Below are 14,919 nucleotides of genomic sequence, written 5' to 3'. Positions count from 1 at the left end.
TTCCCTTACTTATTATCGCTATTCGATGGCGCGGCGATGCTGCTAGACTGCCGCGCCGTCCCCTTAGACTAATCGATCCGGGCGCATTGTCACGATGAGAGCCATGATCCTCGCCGCCGGCCGCGGTGAACGCCTGCGGCCGCTGACCGACCATACGCCGAAGCCCCTGTTACGGGCCGGGCCGCACACGCTCATCGAATACCATATCCTGGCCCTGGCCCGGACCGGCATCCGCGAACTCGTCATCAACCATGCCCACCTCGGCCGCCGGATCGAAGAGTACCTGGGCGACGGCAGCCGCTACGGCGTGCAGATCCGCTATTCCGCCGAGGGGGAGGCACTGGAGACGGGGGGCGGCATCTTGCGCGCCCTGCCGCTGCTCGGACCGGCGCCATTTCTGGTGGTGAACGGCGATGTCTGGACCGACTATCCCTATGACCACCTGCCGACAGCGCCGGCCGGGTTGGCCCATTTGGTGCTGGTGGACAATCCGCCGCAGCATCCCGGCGGCGATTTCGTGCTGGGGGCTGACGGCCACGTGCGCGACGGCGAGGGGCCGCGCCTGACCTTCAGCGGCATCGGCGTGTACCGGCCGGAGCTGTTTGCCGGCTGTCGGGACGGCAAGTTTCCGCTGGCGCCGCTGCTGCGCGATGCCATGGCGCGGGGGCAGGTGAGCGGCGAGCATTACCGCGGCCAGTGGGTCGATGTCGGCACCCCGCAGCGACTGACAGATCTGGCGCAGCGACTGGCCGTGATGGGGCAAAATGAGGCAGGATTGGCAGAGGGGCGCGGCGGCGTCCCGCCAGGATAGACAGCCCGACATGAAACTGACCCAACCCGTGATGACCGAGTGGTGCGCGACCGCAGATTGCAGTCTGTGCACCATGCGCGCGTCGGTGCTGTTCGCCGGCATCGAGCCGGCACTGCTCAGCCGTATCCAGCACGCCATCGATGAACAGCACATGCTGCGCGGCGAGTCGCTGTATCACATGGGCGATCCCGGCCGCGCCATCTTTACCGTGCGCGAGGGACTGGTGAAGCTGGTGCAATACCTGCCCGATGGCGGCGAGCGCATCGTGCGCCTGGTGCGCTCCACCGATGTCACCGGTCTGGAGGCGCTGCTCGGTCAGCCCTATCAGCATGACGCCATCGTCGAACAGGACAGCGTGGTATGTCGCATCCCGGTGGATGTGGTGCGCCGGCTCGAACTGGAGAGCCCGCAACTCTATCGTGAGCTGATGCGGCGCTGGCAGCAGGCGCTGTCCGAGGCCGATGCCTGGCTCACCGAACTCGGCACCGGCAGTGCGCGCCAGCGCGTGGCACGCCTGTTGCTGCGTTTGTCCAACGAGGCGGGTGACGGCCTGTGTAATCTGTTCAGCCGCAAGGACATGGGTGCCATGCTCGGCATCACCACCGAATCGGCCAGCCGTATGGTGGCCGAGCTCAAGCGCGCCGGCGCGCTGAGCGAGCAGGCCGGCCGTTTTCACTGCGACCGTGCCATGCTGGAACAGATCGCTGCCGAATAACGCGCGCACAGCGTTCTGTAACCCCCCTCGATTGCGATCCATCAATGCGTCAGCAGACGCAGATATTTACCATTCATGTCGGGATTCAATCCCCTGCTGTGGAGTAAACCCATGAACGAGTCAGCATCCCCGCGTCTCAAATTCCTGCCCATATCCGTCTTTGCCACCGTCATGGGCATGACCGGTCTCACCATCGCCTGGGAAAAGGCGCAGGTGCTGCACGGCTTCTCCGGCGTGGCCGACGTGCTGCTGGCGGTCACGGCCCTGCTGTTCGCCGTGCTGCTGCTCGCCTACGGCAGCAAGCTGGTGCTGTACCGCGCCGAAGTCCTGAAGGAACTGCACCACCCGGTGCGGCTCAGTTTCTTTCCCACCATCTCCATCAGCCTGGTGCTGCTGTCCATCGCCACGCTGGAAGTGAGCCATGGCCTGTCTGAACTATTGTGGCTGGGCGGCAGTGCCCTGCACCTGCTGTTCACCCTCTATGTGCTGAGCGCCTGGATCAATCACGAGCACTTCCAGATCCAGCACATGAACCCGGCCTGGTTCATCCCGGTGGTGGGCAACATCCTGGTGCCCATCGCCGGCGTCGCCCACGGCCATGTCGAGGTGTCATGGTTCTTCTTCAGCATCGGCCTGCTGTTCTGGCTGGTGCTGTTGACCATCGTCTTCTACCGCATCATTTTCCATTCTCCGCTACCCGGCAAACTGGTGCCGACGCTGTTCATTCTCATCGCGCCGCCGGCGGTGGGCTTTATCGCCTATCTGAAGCTGACCGGCGGTGTCGATGTGTTCGCGCGCCTGCTGTATTACTCCGGCCTGTTCATCACCCTGCTGCTGTTCACCCAGGTACGGCGCTTCGCCCGCCTCAAGTTTTTCCTTTCCTGGTGGGCCTACTCCTTCCCGCTGGCGGCGATCACCATCGCCACCTTCGCGCTGTATCAGCAGCTCGGCCACAGCCCGCTGCTGTGGCTGGGGCGGGTGCTGCTCGTCGTGCTGACCGTGCTGCTGGCCATGCTCCTGCTGCGCACCGCCATGGCAGTGAAGCGCGGTGAAATCTGTGTGGCAGAAGACTGAGTCTCCCCGCAGCACCGCTTACTGAATCCATGTAACCCAATGCGAGGCCGACTCCGATGAAGCAAGCGCTGTTTCAGGAAAAGTATCCCGTTTTCACCGTCGAACTCAGCAAGGATGAAACCACCGGCACCTCGGTGGATGCCATCATCGATTTCCTCAAGGCGCGCATCGACGAAACCCCGGACGCGGTGTACATCGGCGTGTTCGATCACTACGCCCACACCAAGTCCTTGCCCGAGGGCGAGATCGCGCCAGAAATTCTCGACGCCAAAAACCTGATCTTCTGCTTCGGCGTCAAGCTGCCCAGTCCCGCCGTGCTGGCCGTGCGCCCGCGTTCCATCGGCATCGCCGAGATGGTCGACAAGTTCGTCATCACCTTCATGGAGGCACCCATGCCGCGCGCCAATCAGGCGATGGAAAGCTGGGTCAAGGCATTGAAGAACAAGTGAGGTGACAACCATGCGTATTGCAGTGACCAGCCAGAATTTCCGCACCGTCACCGGCCACGCCGGCAAGACGCGCCGCTTCCTGGTGTATGAAGCCGAGGCCGACAGCCCACCGCGCGAGGTGCAGCGTCTCGACCTGCCCAAGGAATTGTCGTTTCACGAATTCCATGGCGACGGCGCCCATCCGATCGACGGCGTCGCCGCCGTGCTCACCGCCAGCTGCGGCGCCGGTTTTGCCCGCCGCCTCGCCGGGCGCGGCATCCGCGTGGCGGTGACGACGCTGGAAGATCCGCTGGCCGCGGTGCAGGCCTATGCCGATGGCAATCTGCCACCGATCGACCCGGCGCAGATGGCCGGGCATGACCACCAGCACGATCACGGTCATCATCACTGACGGTTGCGGCATATGCCGGTAGCTTGCGGCATATGCCTCACCCCTGTTTGTAAGGGGATGCATAAAACCTTCCTGTCGCCAATGACTTGGCCTTTGGCACTGTGCTTGCTCTCTTCCCCGGAGTGTTCATCCAAAAACGAAGGGAGAAAACATGCAGCACCGTATGCTTACCCTGGCGGTACTTTGCGCCATCCATCAAACCGCGCTGGCGGAAGAGGACGCTGTCAGTCTGGGCAGCGTAATCGTTACCGCGCCGGCGATGGAAGAGCCGCTCACCGTGGTCACCGATCCCAAGGCCCCGCGCCAGCCGCTGCCGGCCCATGACGGTGCCGATTACCTGAAGACCATTCCCGGCTTCAATGTCATTCGCAAGGGCGGCACCGATGGTGATCCGGTGTTGCGCGGCATGGCGGCCTCGCGCGTGTCCATTCTGCAGGACGGCGAGGTGATCCTTGGCGGTTGCGGCAACCGCATGGACCCGCCCACCGCCTACATCTATCCCGAAGCCTTCGACAAGGTGACGGTGATCAAGGGCCCGCAGACCGTGCTGTACGGTCCGGTGGGCTCCGCCGGCACGGTGCTGTTCGAGCGTGATCCGGTTCGTTTCACCGCGCCCGGCTGGAATGCCTACGGCAGTGCGCTGTTCGGCAGCTTTGGCCGCAACGATCAGGTGCTGAGCGCCAGCGGCGGCAGCGCATCCTTCTATCTGCGCGGCGGCGTCACTCGTTCCGAGATGGATGACTATGAGGATGGTGACGGCAAGACGGTGCATTCCAGATACGAGCGCTGGAGCAATGACCTGGCGCTGGGCTGGACGCCGGATGCCGATACCACCGTCGAGTTGTCCACCGTCAACAGCGACGGCGAGGCGGCCTATGCCGATCGCAGCATGGACGGCACAAAATTCGAGCGTGAGAACTGGGGCGTCAAATTTGAGCGACGCAACGTTTCGGACGTGGTGGAGAAGGTCCAGGCGCACGCCTATTACAACTATGTCGACCACGTGATGGACAACTATTCGCTGCGCACCTTCACGCCGAGCATGATGATGCCCAATCCGGCGGTATCGAATCCCGACCGCGAGACCACCGGCCTGCGCCTGGCGACGACGCTGCGTGCCGGCGCCGATACCCAGGCCGTTGTCGGCATTGATCAGCAGCGCAACATCCACACCATCCGCAGCACCATGAACCAGACCATGATGCCCTACGAGGACATGGCGCGGGTGGAGGATGCACGCTTCGACAACATCGGTGTTTTCGGCGAAATCGAGTATCTGGCGGGGGATGTGGATCGCATCGTCACCGGTCTGCGCGCCGACCAGTGGCATGCCGAGGACAAGCGCGCCACGGTGCGGGTGGGCATGATGAGCGTGCCCAATCCGACCGCCAATATGGCGCGCGACAAGACGCTGGCCAGCGGTTTCCTGCGCCACGAGCACGACTTCTCCGCCGGCACCACCGGTTACGTCGGTATCGGCCACAGCGAGCGCTTCCCGGACTACTGGGAACTGATCTCGGCCAACAAGCAGAGCGAGACCACCATCAGCGCCTTCCTCACCAGGCCGGAGAAGGTTACCCAGCTTGACGTCGGTATGATCCGTGAGGCGGGGCCGTGGCATCTCTCCGTCGCCGGCTTCATCAACCAGATCGACGACTACATCCTGATCGACACCCAGTTCCCCGGCAAGGAAGGCACTGCCATCGTGCGCAACGTCGCTGCCAACACCTGGGGTACCGAGGCGGGACTGGCATGGACCTCGGGCCGCTGGAAGCTGGACGGCTCGCTGGCCTATGTGCAGGGCAACAACGCCACCGACAACACGCCGCTGGCGCAGCTGCCGCCGCTGGAACTGCATCTGGGGGCGGAATACAGCACCGGCACCTGGTCGTTGGGCGGTCTGGTGCGCAAGGTGGCCCGGCAGGATCGTGTGGATGTCGGCGCCGGCAATATCGTCGGCCAGGATATCGGCACAACCGACGGTTTCACCGTGCTGTCCATCAACGGCTCCTGGAAGCCGAACAAGACGGTGCTGGTGTCTGCCGGCATCGATAACGTGACGGATCAGACCTATGCCGAGCACATCAGCCGAGCCGGAAACAGCGTGATGATCACCGGCTACGAGCAGACCACCCGTGTCAACGAGCCGGGCCGCAACTACTGGATCAAGGCCAGCATCAAGTTGGACTGATCAGGAAGGTGGCTGCACAGGGACGTGCAGCTTACCGTTTGATTCAAAGAGGCCCGTCCATGGGCCGGGGTGGTCGCCCACCAGGGAGAGAACCATCACAGCGTGCGCACCGTGCACCGGCATCAACTGCGTGTTGCCTCAGCCGTTCAGCAGCACCCCCCATGCAGCGCAACCCATCAGGGCCCAGCCCAGCAGCGGGTGGAACAGCAACCGCCAGGGCCACAGCCGCGGCACGAAACCGACACCGTGCACGAAGCCTGTGGCCATGCCCCACATCAGCAGGGTGAGCAGGCCGTGCTGCACGTCGCCGATGCTGCTTGCAACGGCACGTGGATAAACCAGGAGCAGCACCGCCAGGCCCACCGCCAGCGCCAGCGACAGCAGGCGCGCCGGCAGGGGATTGGGATAGGGGATGGTCACGGTGCCGCTGTCCTGCCGCAGCGCGATCATGCGCAGCTGTCATCGCGCTGGTCGGCGGACATTTCCGACTCCAGCCACATCACGTTGATCACGCCGAAGGCACAGGCCAGCAAAACGCCGAGTATCCAGGTGAAGTACCACATCGTCATATCTCCTGTTTTAAAAGCCGTTCAACGCAAAGACGCAAAGGACGCAAAGAGCGCAGAGGTTCTTGTTCGTGTCCTGACGTCGGCGATGCGCGTGTAAGTGCATGCTGTTACGCTGCAAACGTCTGCGGCGCAAAGCAAGGACAAACCTTTGCGTCCTTTGCGCTCTTCGCGTCTTTGCGTTTAAAGGGGTTACTCAATACGCCTCGTGGTCGTGCTTGCGCACATATTCCACCGTCAACTTGCCCCACATGGATTTGTAGGTCCAGGTGGTGTAGGCAAGGATGATGGGCACGAAGATCGCGGCGGCCCAGAACATCACCGTCAGGGTCAGGTGGCTGGACGGCGCATCCCAAACCGTGAGCGAGGCATTGGGCACGGTGTTGGACGGCATCACGAACGGGAACATGGAAAAGCCCGCCGTGAGGATCACGCCGGCCATTGCCAGCGAACTGGTGACGAAGGCCAGGCCCGGACGGCGCACGCTGGCGAGCAGGATGGTGAGCAGCGCGCCGCCGAGGCCGAGGGCCGGTGCAATCATCATCCACGGATACTTGCCGTAGTTATCGAACCAGGCGCCGGAGGCGATCGCCACCGTCTTGGCCATGGGGTTGGGCAGTGCGTCAGTGGGTGGCATGCTGACGATGCGATAGCCATCCACGCCCGTCGCGAGCCACAGGCCGGCACCGGCGAAGGCCACGATCATCACCGCACCGGCAATCTGTGCCGCTTGGCGGGCGCGCGATTCGATGGGATCGGCGGTGCGCATCTGTAGCCACACCGCACCGTGCATCACCAGCATCGACAGCGACACCACGCCGGCGAGCAGGGCGAAAGGACGCAGCAGGCCGAAGAAGTTGCCGGTGTAGCTCGGGCGCAGGAACTCGTCGAGCTGGAACGGCACGCCGAGGATCACGTTGCCGAAGGCGACACCGAACAGCAGCGCCGGCACCGCGCCGCCGACGAACAGTCCCCAGTCCCAGGTGTTGCGCCAGCGCGGGTCGGCCACCTTGGAGCGGTAGTCGAAACCCACCGGGCGGAAGAACAGCGCGAACAGCACCAGGAGCATGGCGATGTAGAAGCCGGAGAAGGCCGCCGCATACACCGCCGGCCAGGCCGCGAAGATGGCGCCGCCGGCGGTGATGAACCACACCTGGTTGCCGTCCCAGTGCGGGCCGACGGTGTTGATGATCACGCGGCGTTCGTCATCGTTCTTGCCGAGGAAGGGCAGCAGCGCGCCGACGCCCATGTCGAAGCCGTCGGTGACCGCGAAGCCGATGAGCAGCACGCCCACCAGCACCCACCACACCAGTTTCAATGTTTCGTAATCAAGGACCATTTTATAAACCCCTTTCAACGCAAAGACGCAATGGACGCGAAGAACGCAAAGATGTCTGGATCAAGAGATCGCATCGGCCAACTTTGCGTCCTTGGCGCTGTCGGCGTCTTTGCGTTGGATTGCCTTGCTTTCAAAATGGTATTTCCCGGTGCCCAGGCTCGACGGGCCGAGGCGGGCGTACTTGAACATCAGATACATCTCGACGACCAGCAGCAGGGTGTAGAAGCCGATGAAGCCGGCGAGGGAGAACCACAGGTCGCCTTCGCTCAATACGGAAGTGGACAGGCGCGTCGGCAACACCTCGCCGATGGACCAGGGCTGGCGGCCGTACTCGGCGACGAACCAGCCCACCTCGCTGGCGATCCACGGCAGCGGCAACGACCACAGCGCGGCCCGCAGCAGCCAGGGCTTCTGCCCGGCGGTGCGCTTGGCGCAGTACCAGAAGGCGAGCGCGAACAGCACGATGAACCAGAAGCCAAGTAGCACCATCACGCGGAAGCTCCAGAACAGCGGCGCGACGCGTGGAATGGTGTCGTTCACCGCCAGGCGGATCTGCTCCTCCGTGGCATCGACCACGTCGGGCGTGTACTTCTTCAGCAGCAGACCGTAGCCGAGATCCTTCTTCACCGCCTCGAAGGCCGCCTTGGTGGCGTCGTCGGTCTGGCCGCCGCGCAGTTTGGTGAGCAGGTCATAGGCCACCATGCCGTTGCGGATGCGCGCCTCGTGTTCGACCTTGAGGTCACGGATGCCCTTGACCTCCTCGTCGGTGGAGCGGGTGGCGATGAGGCCCAGCGCGTAGGGGATCTTGATGGCGGCGTGCGTGGTTTCATTCTCCTGATCGGGGAAGCCGAACAGCGTGAATGCGGCCGGGGCCGGATGGGTCTCCCATTCCGCCTCGATGGCGGCCAGCTTCACCTTTTGCACGTCGCCCAGCTCGTAGCCGGACTCGTCGCCCAGCACCACCACCGAGAGCGCCGAGGCGAGGCCGAAGGCGGCGGCGATGGCGAAGGAACGGCGGGCGAATTCCAGATCGCGTTTCTTCAGCATGTACCAGGCGGAGATCGCCAGCACGAACATGGCGCCGGTGACATAGCCGGCGGACACGGTGTGTACGAATTTCACCTGCGCCACGGGATTCAACAGCAGCTCGGCGAAGGAGGTCATCTCCATGCGCATGGTTTCATAGCTGAAGTCGGCGCCCACCGGGTTTTGCATCCAGCCGTTGGCGACCAGGATCCACAGCGCCGACATGTTGGAGCCGAACGCGGTGAGGAAGGTGACCAGCAGATGCTGGCGTTTGGTGAGCCGCTCCCAGCCGAAGAAGAACAGACCGATGAAGGTGGACTCCAGGAAGAAGGCCATCAGGCCCTCGATGGCCAGCGGCGCACCGAAGATGTCGCCGACGTAGTGGGAGTAGTAGGCCCAGTTGGTGCCGAACTGAAACTCCATGGTGATGCCGGTGGTGACGCCGAGGGCGAAGTTGATGCCGAACAGTTTGCCCCAGAACTTGGTCATGTCCTTGTAGATCGGCTTGCCGGTCATGACATAGACCGACTCCATGATCACCAGCAGGAAGGACAATCCCAGCGTCAGCGGGACGAAGATGAAGTGATACATCGCAGTGGCTGCGAACTGCAGCCGCGACAGGTCGACGACACTTTCCGAAAGCATGCCGTATCTCCTCTCAGGGTTGGGGCTTAATCGGCTCCGGCGCGCGGCCGGAGAACAGCAAGGCGTGGCCGAGTTCTTCCCCCAGCGGCGGACGCACCTCTCCCGGGCGGAAGAAGGCGAACCACAGCGCGTAGATGAAGATCAGCTTGATCACCAGCACCACGGCGATCTCGCGTACCAGCGGGTTGGAAAACATGGCGGCTGTCCCTCGGCTTGCAGCGTGTTGCCACACCCGGTAAGAGCAACGGCTGTGCCAGCAGGGCAGAGGCGGCAGGGGCGGTTCAGGAAATCGCCCGGTTTTTCATTGCCATAAGTCAAATAATGCGACTGCCAATATGTGAATCAAGCAGCCGGTTGATTGACAATAATCAATGGGTGCTGTGCCGCAGGTGACATATACTGCATGCCAATTGACGCAATTGGCGGAGATTCCCATGGCGAACAGTCCTCCGAACGAAATAGCGCCAGAGCTGCTGTCCATGCTCGACGTGTTCAGCGAACCGGCCTCCCTGCTCAGTGCCGACTACCGCATCCTCGCCACCAACCAGTCCTACCGCCGCACCTACGGCGACGGCCACTCGCTCAAGACCCGCTTCTGCTACGAGGTGTCGCACCACTACACCATCCCCTGCGACCAGGCCGGCGAGAACTGCCCGCTGAAGAACGCGGTGGCCAGCAATTCGCCGCAGCGTGTGCTGCATCTGCACCACACCCCCAACGGCGAGGAGCACGTGGATGTGGAGATGACGCCGATCCACGACGCCGCCGGCAACATCCAGTTCCTGCTCGAACGCATGCGCATCAGCCGCCTGGCGAGTCCCATCCCCAAGGCCGGCGGCCTGGTGGGGCGCTCGCCCGCCTTCAACAAGGCGCTGGAACTGGTGCAGCGCGTCGCCACCAGCGACAGCACCGTGCTGCTGCTGGGCGAATCCGGTACCGGCAAGGAACTCATCGCCCAGGCGGTGCACGAGGCCAGTGTGCGCCGCAACGGCCCCTTCGTCCCGGTGGACTGCACCGGCCTGACCGAAACCCTGTTCGAGAGCGAACTGTTCGGCCACGAGAAGGGCGCCTTCACCGGCGCGCAGACGCGCAAGTACGGCCTGGTGGAGGCGGCGCGCGGCGGCACCCTGTTCCTCGACGAAATCGGCGAAATCCCCCTGGCGCAACAGGTCAAGCTGCTGCGCCTGCTGGAGAGCGGCACCTTCCGCCGCGTCGGCGGCATCGAGCCACAGAAGGCCGACTTCCGCCTGGTCTGCGCCACCCACCGCGACCTCAAGGCCATGGTGGAGGCCGGCACCTTCCGCCGCGACCTGTTCTACCGTATCAACGCCTTCCCCATCCTGCTGCCCGCCCTGCGCGATCGCATCGAAGATATACCGCTGCTCGCCGAAAGCATGCTGCAACGCGTCTCCGGCGAACGCCGCCTACGCCTCGGCGATGCCGCGCTGGCCTGCCTGCGCAGCTACAGCTTCCCCGGCAACATCCGCGAACTGCGCAACATCCTCGAACGCGCCGCCCTGCTCTGCGACGGCAAGGTGATCCAGCCGGAACACCTGCCCGAAGAATGCTGCCTCGACGGCGAGGCCCGCCCCCTGCGCGGTGCCCTGTTCGGCGAAGTGATCCCGCTGGAAGAAGTGGAGCACCGCTACCTGCTCTGGGCCCTGGCCCGTTTCCAGGGCGACAAGCGCGCCCTCGCCGACCAGCTCGGCCTGTCCGAACGCACCCTCTACCGCAAGCTGCGCGAACTGCGCGAGAAATAACCTCTCCGCCTACTCCTCCACCACGACAGTGGGGGAGGCCGGGAGGGGGAATTTTTTCCACGACAGTGCGGAAGCCGGAAGAGGACGCTGTAGGCATATGCCTACAGACAGCGGCGTGAGGCTTTGGCAGTATCTGTGCTAAGGAAGGTCTGAATAAGTCCATCCTGGACTTCTCAGACCACGCCAAGCGAAAAGTGTGATTTGCGCTTGGCTTCAATTTTCAACGACTTATCGTCGTTGAAAAATGGCGGCACATCCCTGTGCCGCGGAAGCTCTGAACTTATTCAGAGCTTCCCTAAGGAGTTCGGGGTCAGGGAGTTCGGGGTCAGCAGGGAGTTCGGGGTCAGAGTAACAACGCGTTCGAAGTTATAAGGAGCATGCAATGCCAAAATTTTCCTGGTACTACTCCGAAAGACGCCACCTGACCTGGAGCGAAACGCGCAGGCAGGGCAAATGGCGTTTTGTGGTTTCCAATGGCGTCATCCGCTGGGGGCTGCCCATGTTCCTGGTGATGGCGTGCACCCCGGTTTATTTCGGTTTGCCGTATCGGGCAGAGCCGGCCGGTTATTACTGGGTCTGGCAGTCGCTGCTCTGGATGGCGGCGGGGGTGAGTTATGGTCTTGGCGTGTGGATGACGTCTGAGCGATGTTTCCTGAAGCATCAGCCGGTATCTTCTTGAACGTAACATTCATTCGTCCTGTCGAGTGGTCTGTAGTTCGTGTAGTTCTGTAGTTCGGGGTCAGAGTAACAACTGGGGGATTTTTAGTTCGGGGTCAGAGTAACAACTGGGGGATTTTTACTTGGAGAGTCCGGGGAGTTTTTACTCTGACCCCGAACTACTCCCCGAACTACATTCCAACAGGAGTTTTTACTCTGACCCCGAACTACGAACTAGTGCCGAGAGTCTGGGGAGTTTTTACTCTGACCCCGAACTAGTGCCTGGGGAGTTTTTACTCTGACCCCGAACTACTTGGGGAGTTTTTACTCTGACCCCGAACTACTGTTTCGGTTTGCCGTATCGGGCAGAGCCGGCCGGTTATTACTGGGTCTGGCAGTCGCTGCTCTGGATGGCGGCGGGGGCGAGTTATGGTCTTGGCGTGTGGATGACGTCTGAGCGATGTTTCCTGAAGCATCAGCCGGTATCTTCTTGAACGTAACATTCATTCGTCCTGTCGAGTGGTCTGTAGTTCGTGTAGTTCGGGGTCAGAGTAACAACTGGAGGATTTTTACTTGGAGAGTCCGGGGAGTTTTTACTCTGACCCCGAACTACTCCGCTGGAGTTTTTACTCTGACCCCGAACTACGAACTACTCCGTTTACTCTGACCCCGAACTACCGAACTACTCCGTTACTCTGACCCCGAACTACTGACCCCGAACTAGCAGGACAGAGGAACGAAGCCCGGCATGCCACGTGCCGATGCGTTGGGCTTCCTGCGTCAGCGCCAACCTACCAAGGGCTCCGGTTGATATCAGGGGGCGGCCATCGTGATGAAAGACATCCCATGGTGAACGTCAGATTCGCTACCGCAGATGACCATGCTGCCGTCCGGGTGGTCCATGCGACGGCCTTCGGCCTCACAGAGGGACCGGAGATCGTCGGCCTGGTCGAGGGCTTGCTCGCTGATGCGACGGCCAGGCCGCTGTATTCGCTGGTGGCTGAGCGTGGTGGCGAGGTGGTAGGCCATGTGCTGTTTACCGCGGTAGGGATTCAACCGGCCGATCCGGATGTTTCCGCCCAGGTCCTCGCGCCGCTGGCGGTTCTGCCGCAGGCGCAGGGCAAGGGTGTTGGCGGCGCCCTGGTCAAGGAAGGGCTGCGATGGCTGGCAGCGGCGGGGGTCGATCTGGTCTTCGTCCTGGGCTATTCCGACTATATATTCCCGCTTCGGATTCCGTCCGGCGCGGGCGCTGGGTCTGGCCGCGCCGTATCCCATCCCCGCCGAGCATGACGACGCCTGGATGGTGATGGAGTTGAAGCCGGGCATCATCGGCCGGGTGCGCGGTACGGTGCGGTGTGCCGATGTGTTGAACGCCCCGCCGCATTGGCGGGCGTAGGACGCTACGGCGCCACGCCGGGGGAAGAACGCCTTCGTGCGGAATGCTATGCTTGCGCGCCTGCTTGCGGCGCAACGTTACCCAGCAATTCCTTTTTCGGGTGCTGAACATGGCCGCGGCCTCCCTCCCGGGGGAGCGGCCGGCAGCATCCCTATCCATTCCTTCCGGAGGCATCGTGTTGTTGTATTACCTGGATCTGGCCGGTGTGGCGGTGTTTGCCGCCAGCGGCGTGTTGGCGGCGCGGGATCGGGAGCTGGACCTGCTCGGCGTGTTGATGGTGGCGACGCTGACGGCCATCGGCGGCGGCACCCTGCGCGACCTGCTGCTGAACCGGCATCCGATCTTCTGGATCGTCGACACCTGGTATCTGATCGTCATCATCGCCGCCACCCTGGCGACCATCATCTACCTGCGTCTGCGTCCGCCGCCGGGCAAGAGCTTTCTGGTGGCCGACGCCCTTGGCCTGGCGCTGTTCGCCCTGTCGGGCGCCAAGCTCACCCTGGCGGCGGGGTATTCACCGCTGATCGTGGTGCTGATGGGCACCATGACCGGCGTCACCGGCGGCGTGCTGCGCGACGTGGTCACGGCGCGGATCCCGCTCATCATGCAGAAGGAGATTTATGCCACTGCGGCGATCGCCGGCATCGTGGCGTATCTCGTGCTGCAATCCCTGGGGGTTGCACCGGCACTGGCCTTCACCAGCGGCATCGTCGTCGTGGCGGTGCTGCGCGTGCTGGCGATCCGCTGGGGGCTGAATCTGCCCGTATGCCGCAGGGCGCAGTAACGTCGTTTGCCCTGCCGCGCGCCTACCGATAGACCTCGCCCGTGCCCCATCTCCTCGCCGCCATCTCCGCCCACGGCTATGGCCATCTCGCGCAGACCGCGCCGGTGCTGAATGCGCTGCGCGCACAACTGCCGGCACTGCAACTCACCGTGCGCTGCGGCCTGCCGCAGGAGGTGCTGGCGCGGCGCATCGCCGGGCCGTTCGTGCACCAGCAGGCAGAGGACGATTTCGGCATGGTGATGCACGATGCGCTGGAAGTCGACGTGGGGGCGAGCGCGGCGCGCTATGCGGCGTTCCATCACGACTGGGAGCGGCGCGTTGCAACAGTCGCGCGCGAGCTGGAGCAGGCGGCGCCGGATCTGATCCTGGCCGACATTCCCTATCTCACCCTGGCGGCGGCGGCGCGCGCCGGTATTCCCGCCGTGGCCATGTGCTGCCTCAACTGGGCGGATATCTACGGCTATTACTGTCACGCGCTGCCCGAGGCGGGACGCATCCGCGCGCAGATGCTGGCGGCGTACAACAGTGCGGCCGTGTTTCTGCGCACCGAGCCGGCGATGCCGATGCCCGGCCTCGACAATCTGCACGACATCGGGCCGCTGGCGCTGACGGGGAACGCGCGGCGCGAGGAGATCGATGCGCGTTGCGGACTGGCCGCCGATGAGCGGCTGGTGCTGGTGGTGATGGGCGGCATCGCCTTTCGCCCGCCGCTGGAACGCTGGCCGCTGACGCCGGGTGTGCGCTATGTGATGCAGCGCGACTGGCAGCCGCGGCGCGGCGATGTGCTGATCCAGGAGGAGCTCGGCCTGCCGTTTGCCGATGTGCTGGCCTCGTGCGACGCCGTGTTGACCAAGCCGGGTTACGGCACCTTCGCCGAGGCGGCCTGCGCCGGGGTGCCGCTGCTGTATGTGCCGCGGGTGGACTGGCCGGAGGAGCCGTGGCTGGTGCGCTGGCTGGAGCGGCAGGTGCCCTGTGCCGCGGTGCCGCGCGAAGAATTCGATCGCGGCGCATTCCTGCCGCGTTTGCAGGCACTGTGGCAGCCGCCGCGTCCGGCGGCCTGCGCCGCCAGCGGCGTACTGCAGGCGGCGGCACTGCTGCGGGCGCGTCTGTCATAA

The 14,919-nt window shown here is 63.5% G+C and carries 16 protein-coding genes; 11 read left to right on the top strand and 5 right to left on the bottom strand.

Annotation, left to right across the window (positions count from 1 at the left end; translation table 11 throughout):
- Positions 1 to 94: 94 nt before the first annotated feature.
- The 6 genes from murU (at position 95) to EP379_RS13185 (ending at position 5,631) form a co-directional block, all read left to right on the top strand.
- The gene (gene murU / locus EP379_RS13210) at positions 95 to 811 is read left to right on the top strand and encodes an N-acetylmuramate alpha-1-phosphate uridylyltransferase MurU (RefSeq protein ID WP_127478246.1); all 717 of its coding nucleotides are present in this window, start codon (positions 95 to 97) and stop codon (positions 809 to 811) included.
- A gap of 10 nt (positions 812 to 821) precedes the next feature.
- Positions 822 to 1,526, top strand: coding sequence for a Crp/Fnr family transcriptional regulator (locus EP379_RS13205; protein ID WP_127478245.1), 705 nt, complete (start codon positions 822 to 824; stop codon positions 1,524 to 1,526).
- A gap of 111 nt (positions 1,527 to 1,637) precedes the next feature.
- Entirely contained in the window at positions 1,638 to 2,600 is a 963-nt protein-coding gene (locus tag EP379_RS13200) for an SLAC1 anion channel family protein (RefSeq protein WP_127478244.1), read from the top strand.
- Positions 2,601 to 2,656: 56 nt separating this feature from the next.
- On the top strand, positions 2,657 to 3,049 hold the full coding sequence (locus EP379_RS13195) for a DUF6858 family protein (RefSeq protein ID WP_127478243.1): 393 nt from the start codon (positions 2,657 to 2,659) through the stop codon (positions 3,047 to 3,049).
- A gap of 10 nt (positions 3,050 to 3,059) precedes the next feature.
- Positions 3,060 to 3,440 carry a NifB/NifX family molybdenum-iron cluster-binding protein gene (locus EP379_RS13190; RefSeq protein ID WP_127478242.1) on the top strand — a complete coding sequence of 127 codons (381 nt, stop codon included), beginning with the start codon at positions 3,060 to 3,062 and terminating at the stop codon, positions 3,438 to 3,440.
- 151 nt (positions 3,441 to 3,591) lie between these two features.
- Entirely contained in the window at positions 3,592 to 5,631 is a 2,040-nt protein-coding gene (locus EP379_RS13185; RefSeq protein ID WP_127478241.1) for a TonB-dependent copper receptor, read from the top strand.
- A 138-nt stretch (positions 5,632 to 5,769) separates the two neighbouring features.
- Here EP379_RS13185 and EP379_RS13180 read toward each other — a convergent pair whose 3' ends face one another.
- The 5 genes from EP379_RS13180 to cydP form a co-directional block, all read right to left on the bottom strand.
- Positions 5,770 to 6,081 (bottom strand): cyd operon YbgE family protein, encoded by a 312-nt coding sequence (locus EP379_RS13180; protein WP_127478240.1) that lies wholly within the window; start codon positions 6,079 to 6,081, stop codon positions 5,770 to 5,772.
- Positions 6,078 to 6,194: a cytochrome bd-I oxidase subunit CydX gene (gene cydX, locus EP379_RS13175; protein WP_127478931.1), complete on the bottom strand. Its 117-nt coding sequence runs from the start codon at positions 6,192 to 6,194 to the stop codon at positions 6,078 to 6,080. Before cydX ends, EP379_RS13180 begins: the two co-directional genes overlap by 4 nt.
- Positions 6,195 to 6,393: 199 nt before the next feature.
- Positions 6,394 to 7,536 carry a cytochrome d ubiquinol oxidase subunit II gene (gene cydB, locus EP379_RS13170; RefSeq protein WP_127478239.1) on the bottom strand — a complete coding sequence of 381 codons (1,143 nt, stop codon included), beginning with the start codon at positions 7,534 to 7,536 and terminating at the stop codon, positions 6,394 to 6,396.
- A gap of 60 nt (positions 7,537 to 7,596) precedes the next feature.
- Positions 7,597 to 9,207, bottom strand: coding sequence for a cytochrome ubiquinol oxidase subunit I (locus EP379_RS13165; RefSeq protein WP_127478238.1), 1,611 nt, complete (start codon positions 9,205 to 9,207; stop codon positions 7,597 to 7,599).
- Between the two features lie 13 nt (positions 9,208 to 9,220).
- On the bottom strand, positions 9,221 to 9,403 hold the full coding sequence (cydP, locus tag EP379_RS13160) for a cytochrome oxidase putative small subunit CydP (protein ID WP_127478237.1): 183 nt from the start codon (positions 9,401 to 9,403) through the stop codon (positions 9,221 to 9,223).
- Between the two features lie 238 nt (positions 9,404 to 9,641).
- Between cydP and EP379_RS13155 the strand changes: the two genes are divergently transcribed.
- The 5 genes from EP379_RS13155 (at position 9,642) to EP379_RS13135 (ending at position 14,919) form a co-directional block, all read left to right on the top strand.
- Complete coding sequence (locus tag EP379_RS13155; RefSeq protein ID WP_172600487.1) at positions 9,642 to 10,967, top strand: sigma-54 interaction domain-containing protein; 1,326 nt, start codon at positions 9,642 to 9,644, stop codon at positions 10,965 to 10,967.
- 382 nt (positions 10,968 to 11,349) lie between these two features.
- Positions 11,350 to 11,646 carry a hypothetical protein gene (locus tag EP379_RS13150; RefSeq protein WP_127478235.1) on the top strand — a complete coding sequence of 99 codons (297 nt, stop codon included), beginning with the start codon at positions 11,350 to 11,352 and terminating at the stop codon, positions 11,644 to 11,646.
- Between the two features lie 824 nt (positions 11,647 to 12,470).
- Entirely contained in the window at positions 12,471 to 12,914 is a 444-nt protein-coding gene (locus EP379_RS13145; protein ID WP_197722796.1) for a GNAT family N-acetyltransferase, read from the top strand.
- A 281-nt stretch (positions 12,915 to 13,195) separates the two neighbouring features.
- Positions 13,196 to 13,804: a trimeric intracellular cation channel family protein gene (locus tag EP379_RS13140; protein ID WP_127478234.1), complete on the top strand. Its 609-nt coding sequence runs from the start codon at positions 13,196 to 13,198 to the stop codon at positions 13,802 to 13,804.
- Positions 13,805 to 13,845: 41 nt separating this feature from the next.
- Positions 13,846 to 14,919, top strand: a complete 1,074-nt coding sequence (locus EP379_RS13135) for a glycosyltransferase family protein (protein WP_127478233.1) — start codon at positions 13,846 to 13,848, stop codon at positions 14,917 to 14,919.

The organism is Sulfurivermis fontis, from assembly GCF_004001245.1.
GTDB lineage: Bacteria > Pseudomonadota > Gammaproteobacteria > Thiohalomonadales > Thiohalomonadaceae > Sulfurivermis > Sulfurivermis fontis.
This window is presented reverse-complemented; position numbering and strand designations above follow the sequence as displayed.

What these genes read in the sequence shown, in the direction of transcription:
- cydP (WP_127478237.1), bottom strand. Translation starts at nt 9,403, where the DNA reads ATGTTTTCCAACCCGCTGGTACGCGAGATCGCCGTGGTGCTGGTGATC.
- EP379_RS13205 (WP_127478245.1), top strand. Translation starts at nt 822, where the DNA reads ATGAAACTGACCCAACCCGTGATGACCGAGTGGTGCGCGACCGCAGAT.
- EP379_RS13190 (WP_127478242.1), top strand. Translation starts at nt 3,060, where the DNA reads ATGCGTATTGCAGTGACCAGCCAGAATTTCCGCACCGTCACCGGCCAC.
- EP379_RS13165 (WP_127478238.1), bottom strand. Translation starts at nt 9,207, where the DNA reads ATGCTTTCGGAAAGTGTCGTCGACCTGTCGCGGCTGCAGTTCGCAGCC.
- EP379_RS13180 (WP_127478240.1), bottom strand. Translation starts at nt 6,081, where the DNA reads ATGATCGCGCTGCGGCAGGACAGCGGCACCGTGACCATCCCCTATCCC.
- EP379_RS13185 (WP_127478241.1), top strand. Translation starts at nt 3,592, where the DNA reads ATGCAGCACCGTATGCTTACCCTGGCGGTACTTTGCGCCATCCATCAA.
- murU (WP_127478246.1), top strand. Translation starts at nt 95, where the DNA reads ATGAGAGCCATGATCCTCGCCGCCGGCCGCGGTGAACGCCTGCGGCCG.
- EP379_RS13195 (WP_127478243.1), top strand. Translation starts at nt 2,657, where the DNA reads ATGAAGCAAGCGCTGTTTCAGGAAAAGTATCCCGTTTTCACCGTCGAA.
- EP379_RS13145 (WP_197722796.1), top strand. Translation starts at nt 12,471, where the DNA reads ATGGTGAACGTCAGATTCGCTACCGCAGATGACCATGCTGCCGTCCGG.
- EP379_RS13155 (WP_172600487.1), top strand. Translation starts at nt 9,642, where the DNA reads ATGGCGAACAGTCCTCCGAACGAAATAGCGCCAGAGCTGCTGTCCATG.
- cydB (WP_127478239.1), bottom strand. Translation starts at nt 7,536, where the DNA reads ATGGTCCTTGATTACGAAACATTGAAACTGGTGTGGTGGGTGCTGGTG.
- EP379_RS13150 (WP_127478235.1), top strand. Translation starts at nt 11,350, where the DNA reads ATGCCAAAATTTTCCTGGTACTACTCCGAAAGACGCCACCTGACCTGG.
- EP379_RS13200 (WP_127478244.1), top strand. Translation starts at nt 1,638, where the DNA reads ATGAACGAGTCAGCATCCCCGCGTCTCAAATTCCTGCCCATATCCGTC.
- cydX (WP_127478931.1), bottom strand. Translation starts at nt 6,194, where the DNA reads ATGTGGTACTTCACCTGGATACTCGGCGTTTTGCTGGCCTGTGCCTTC.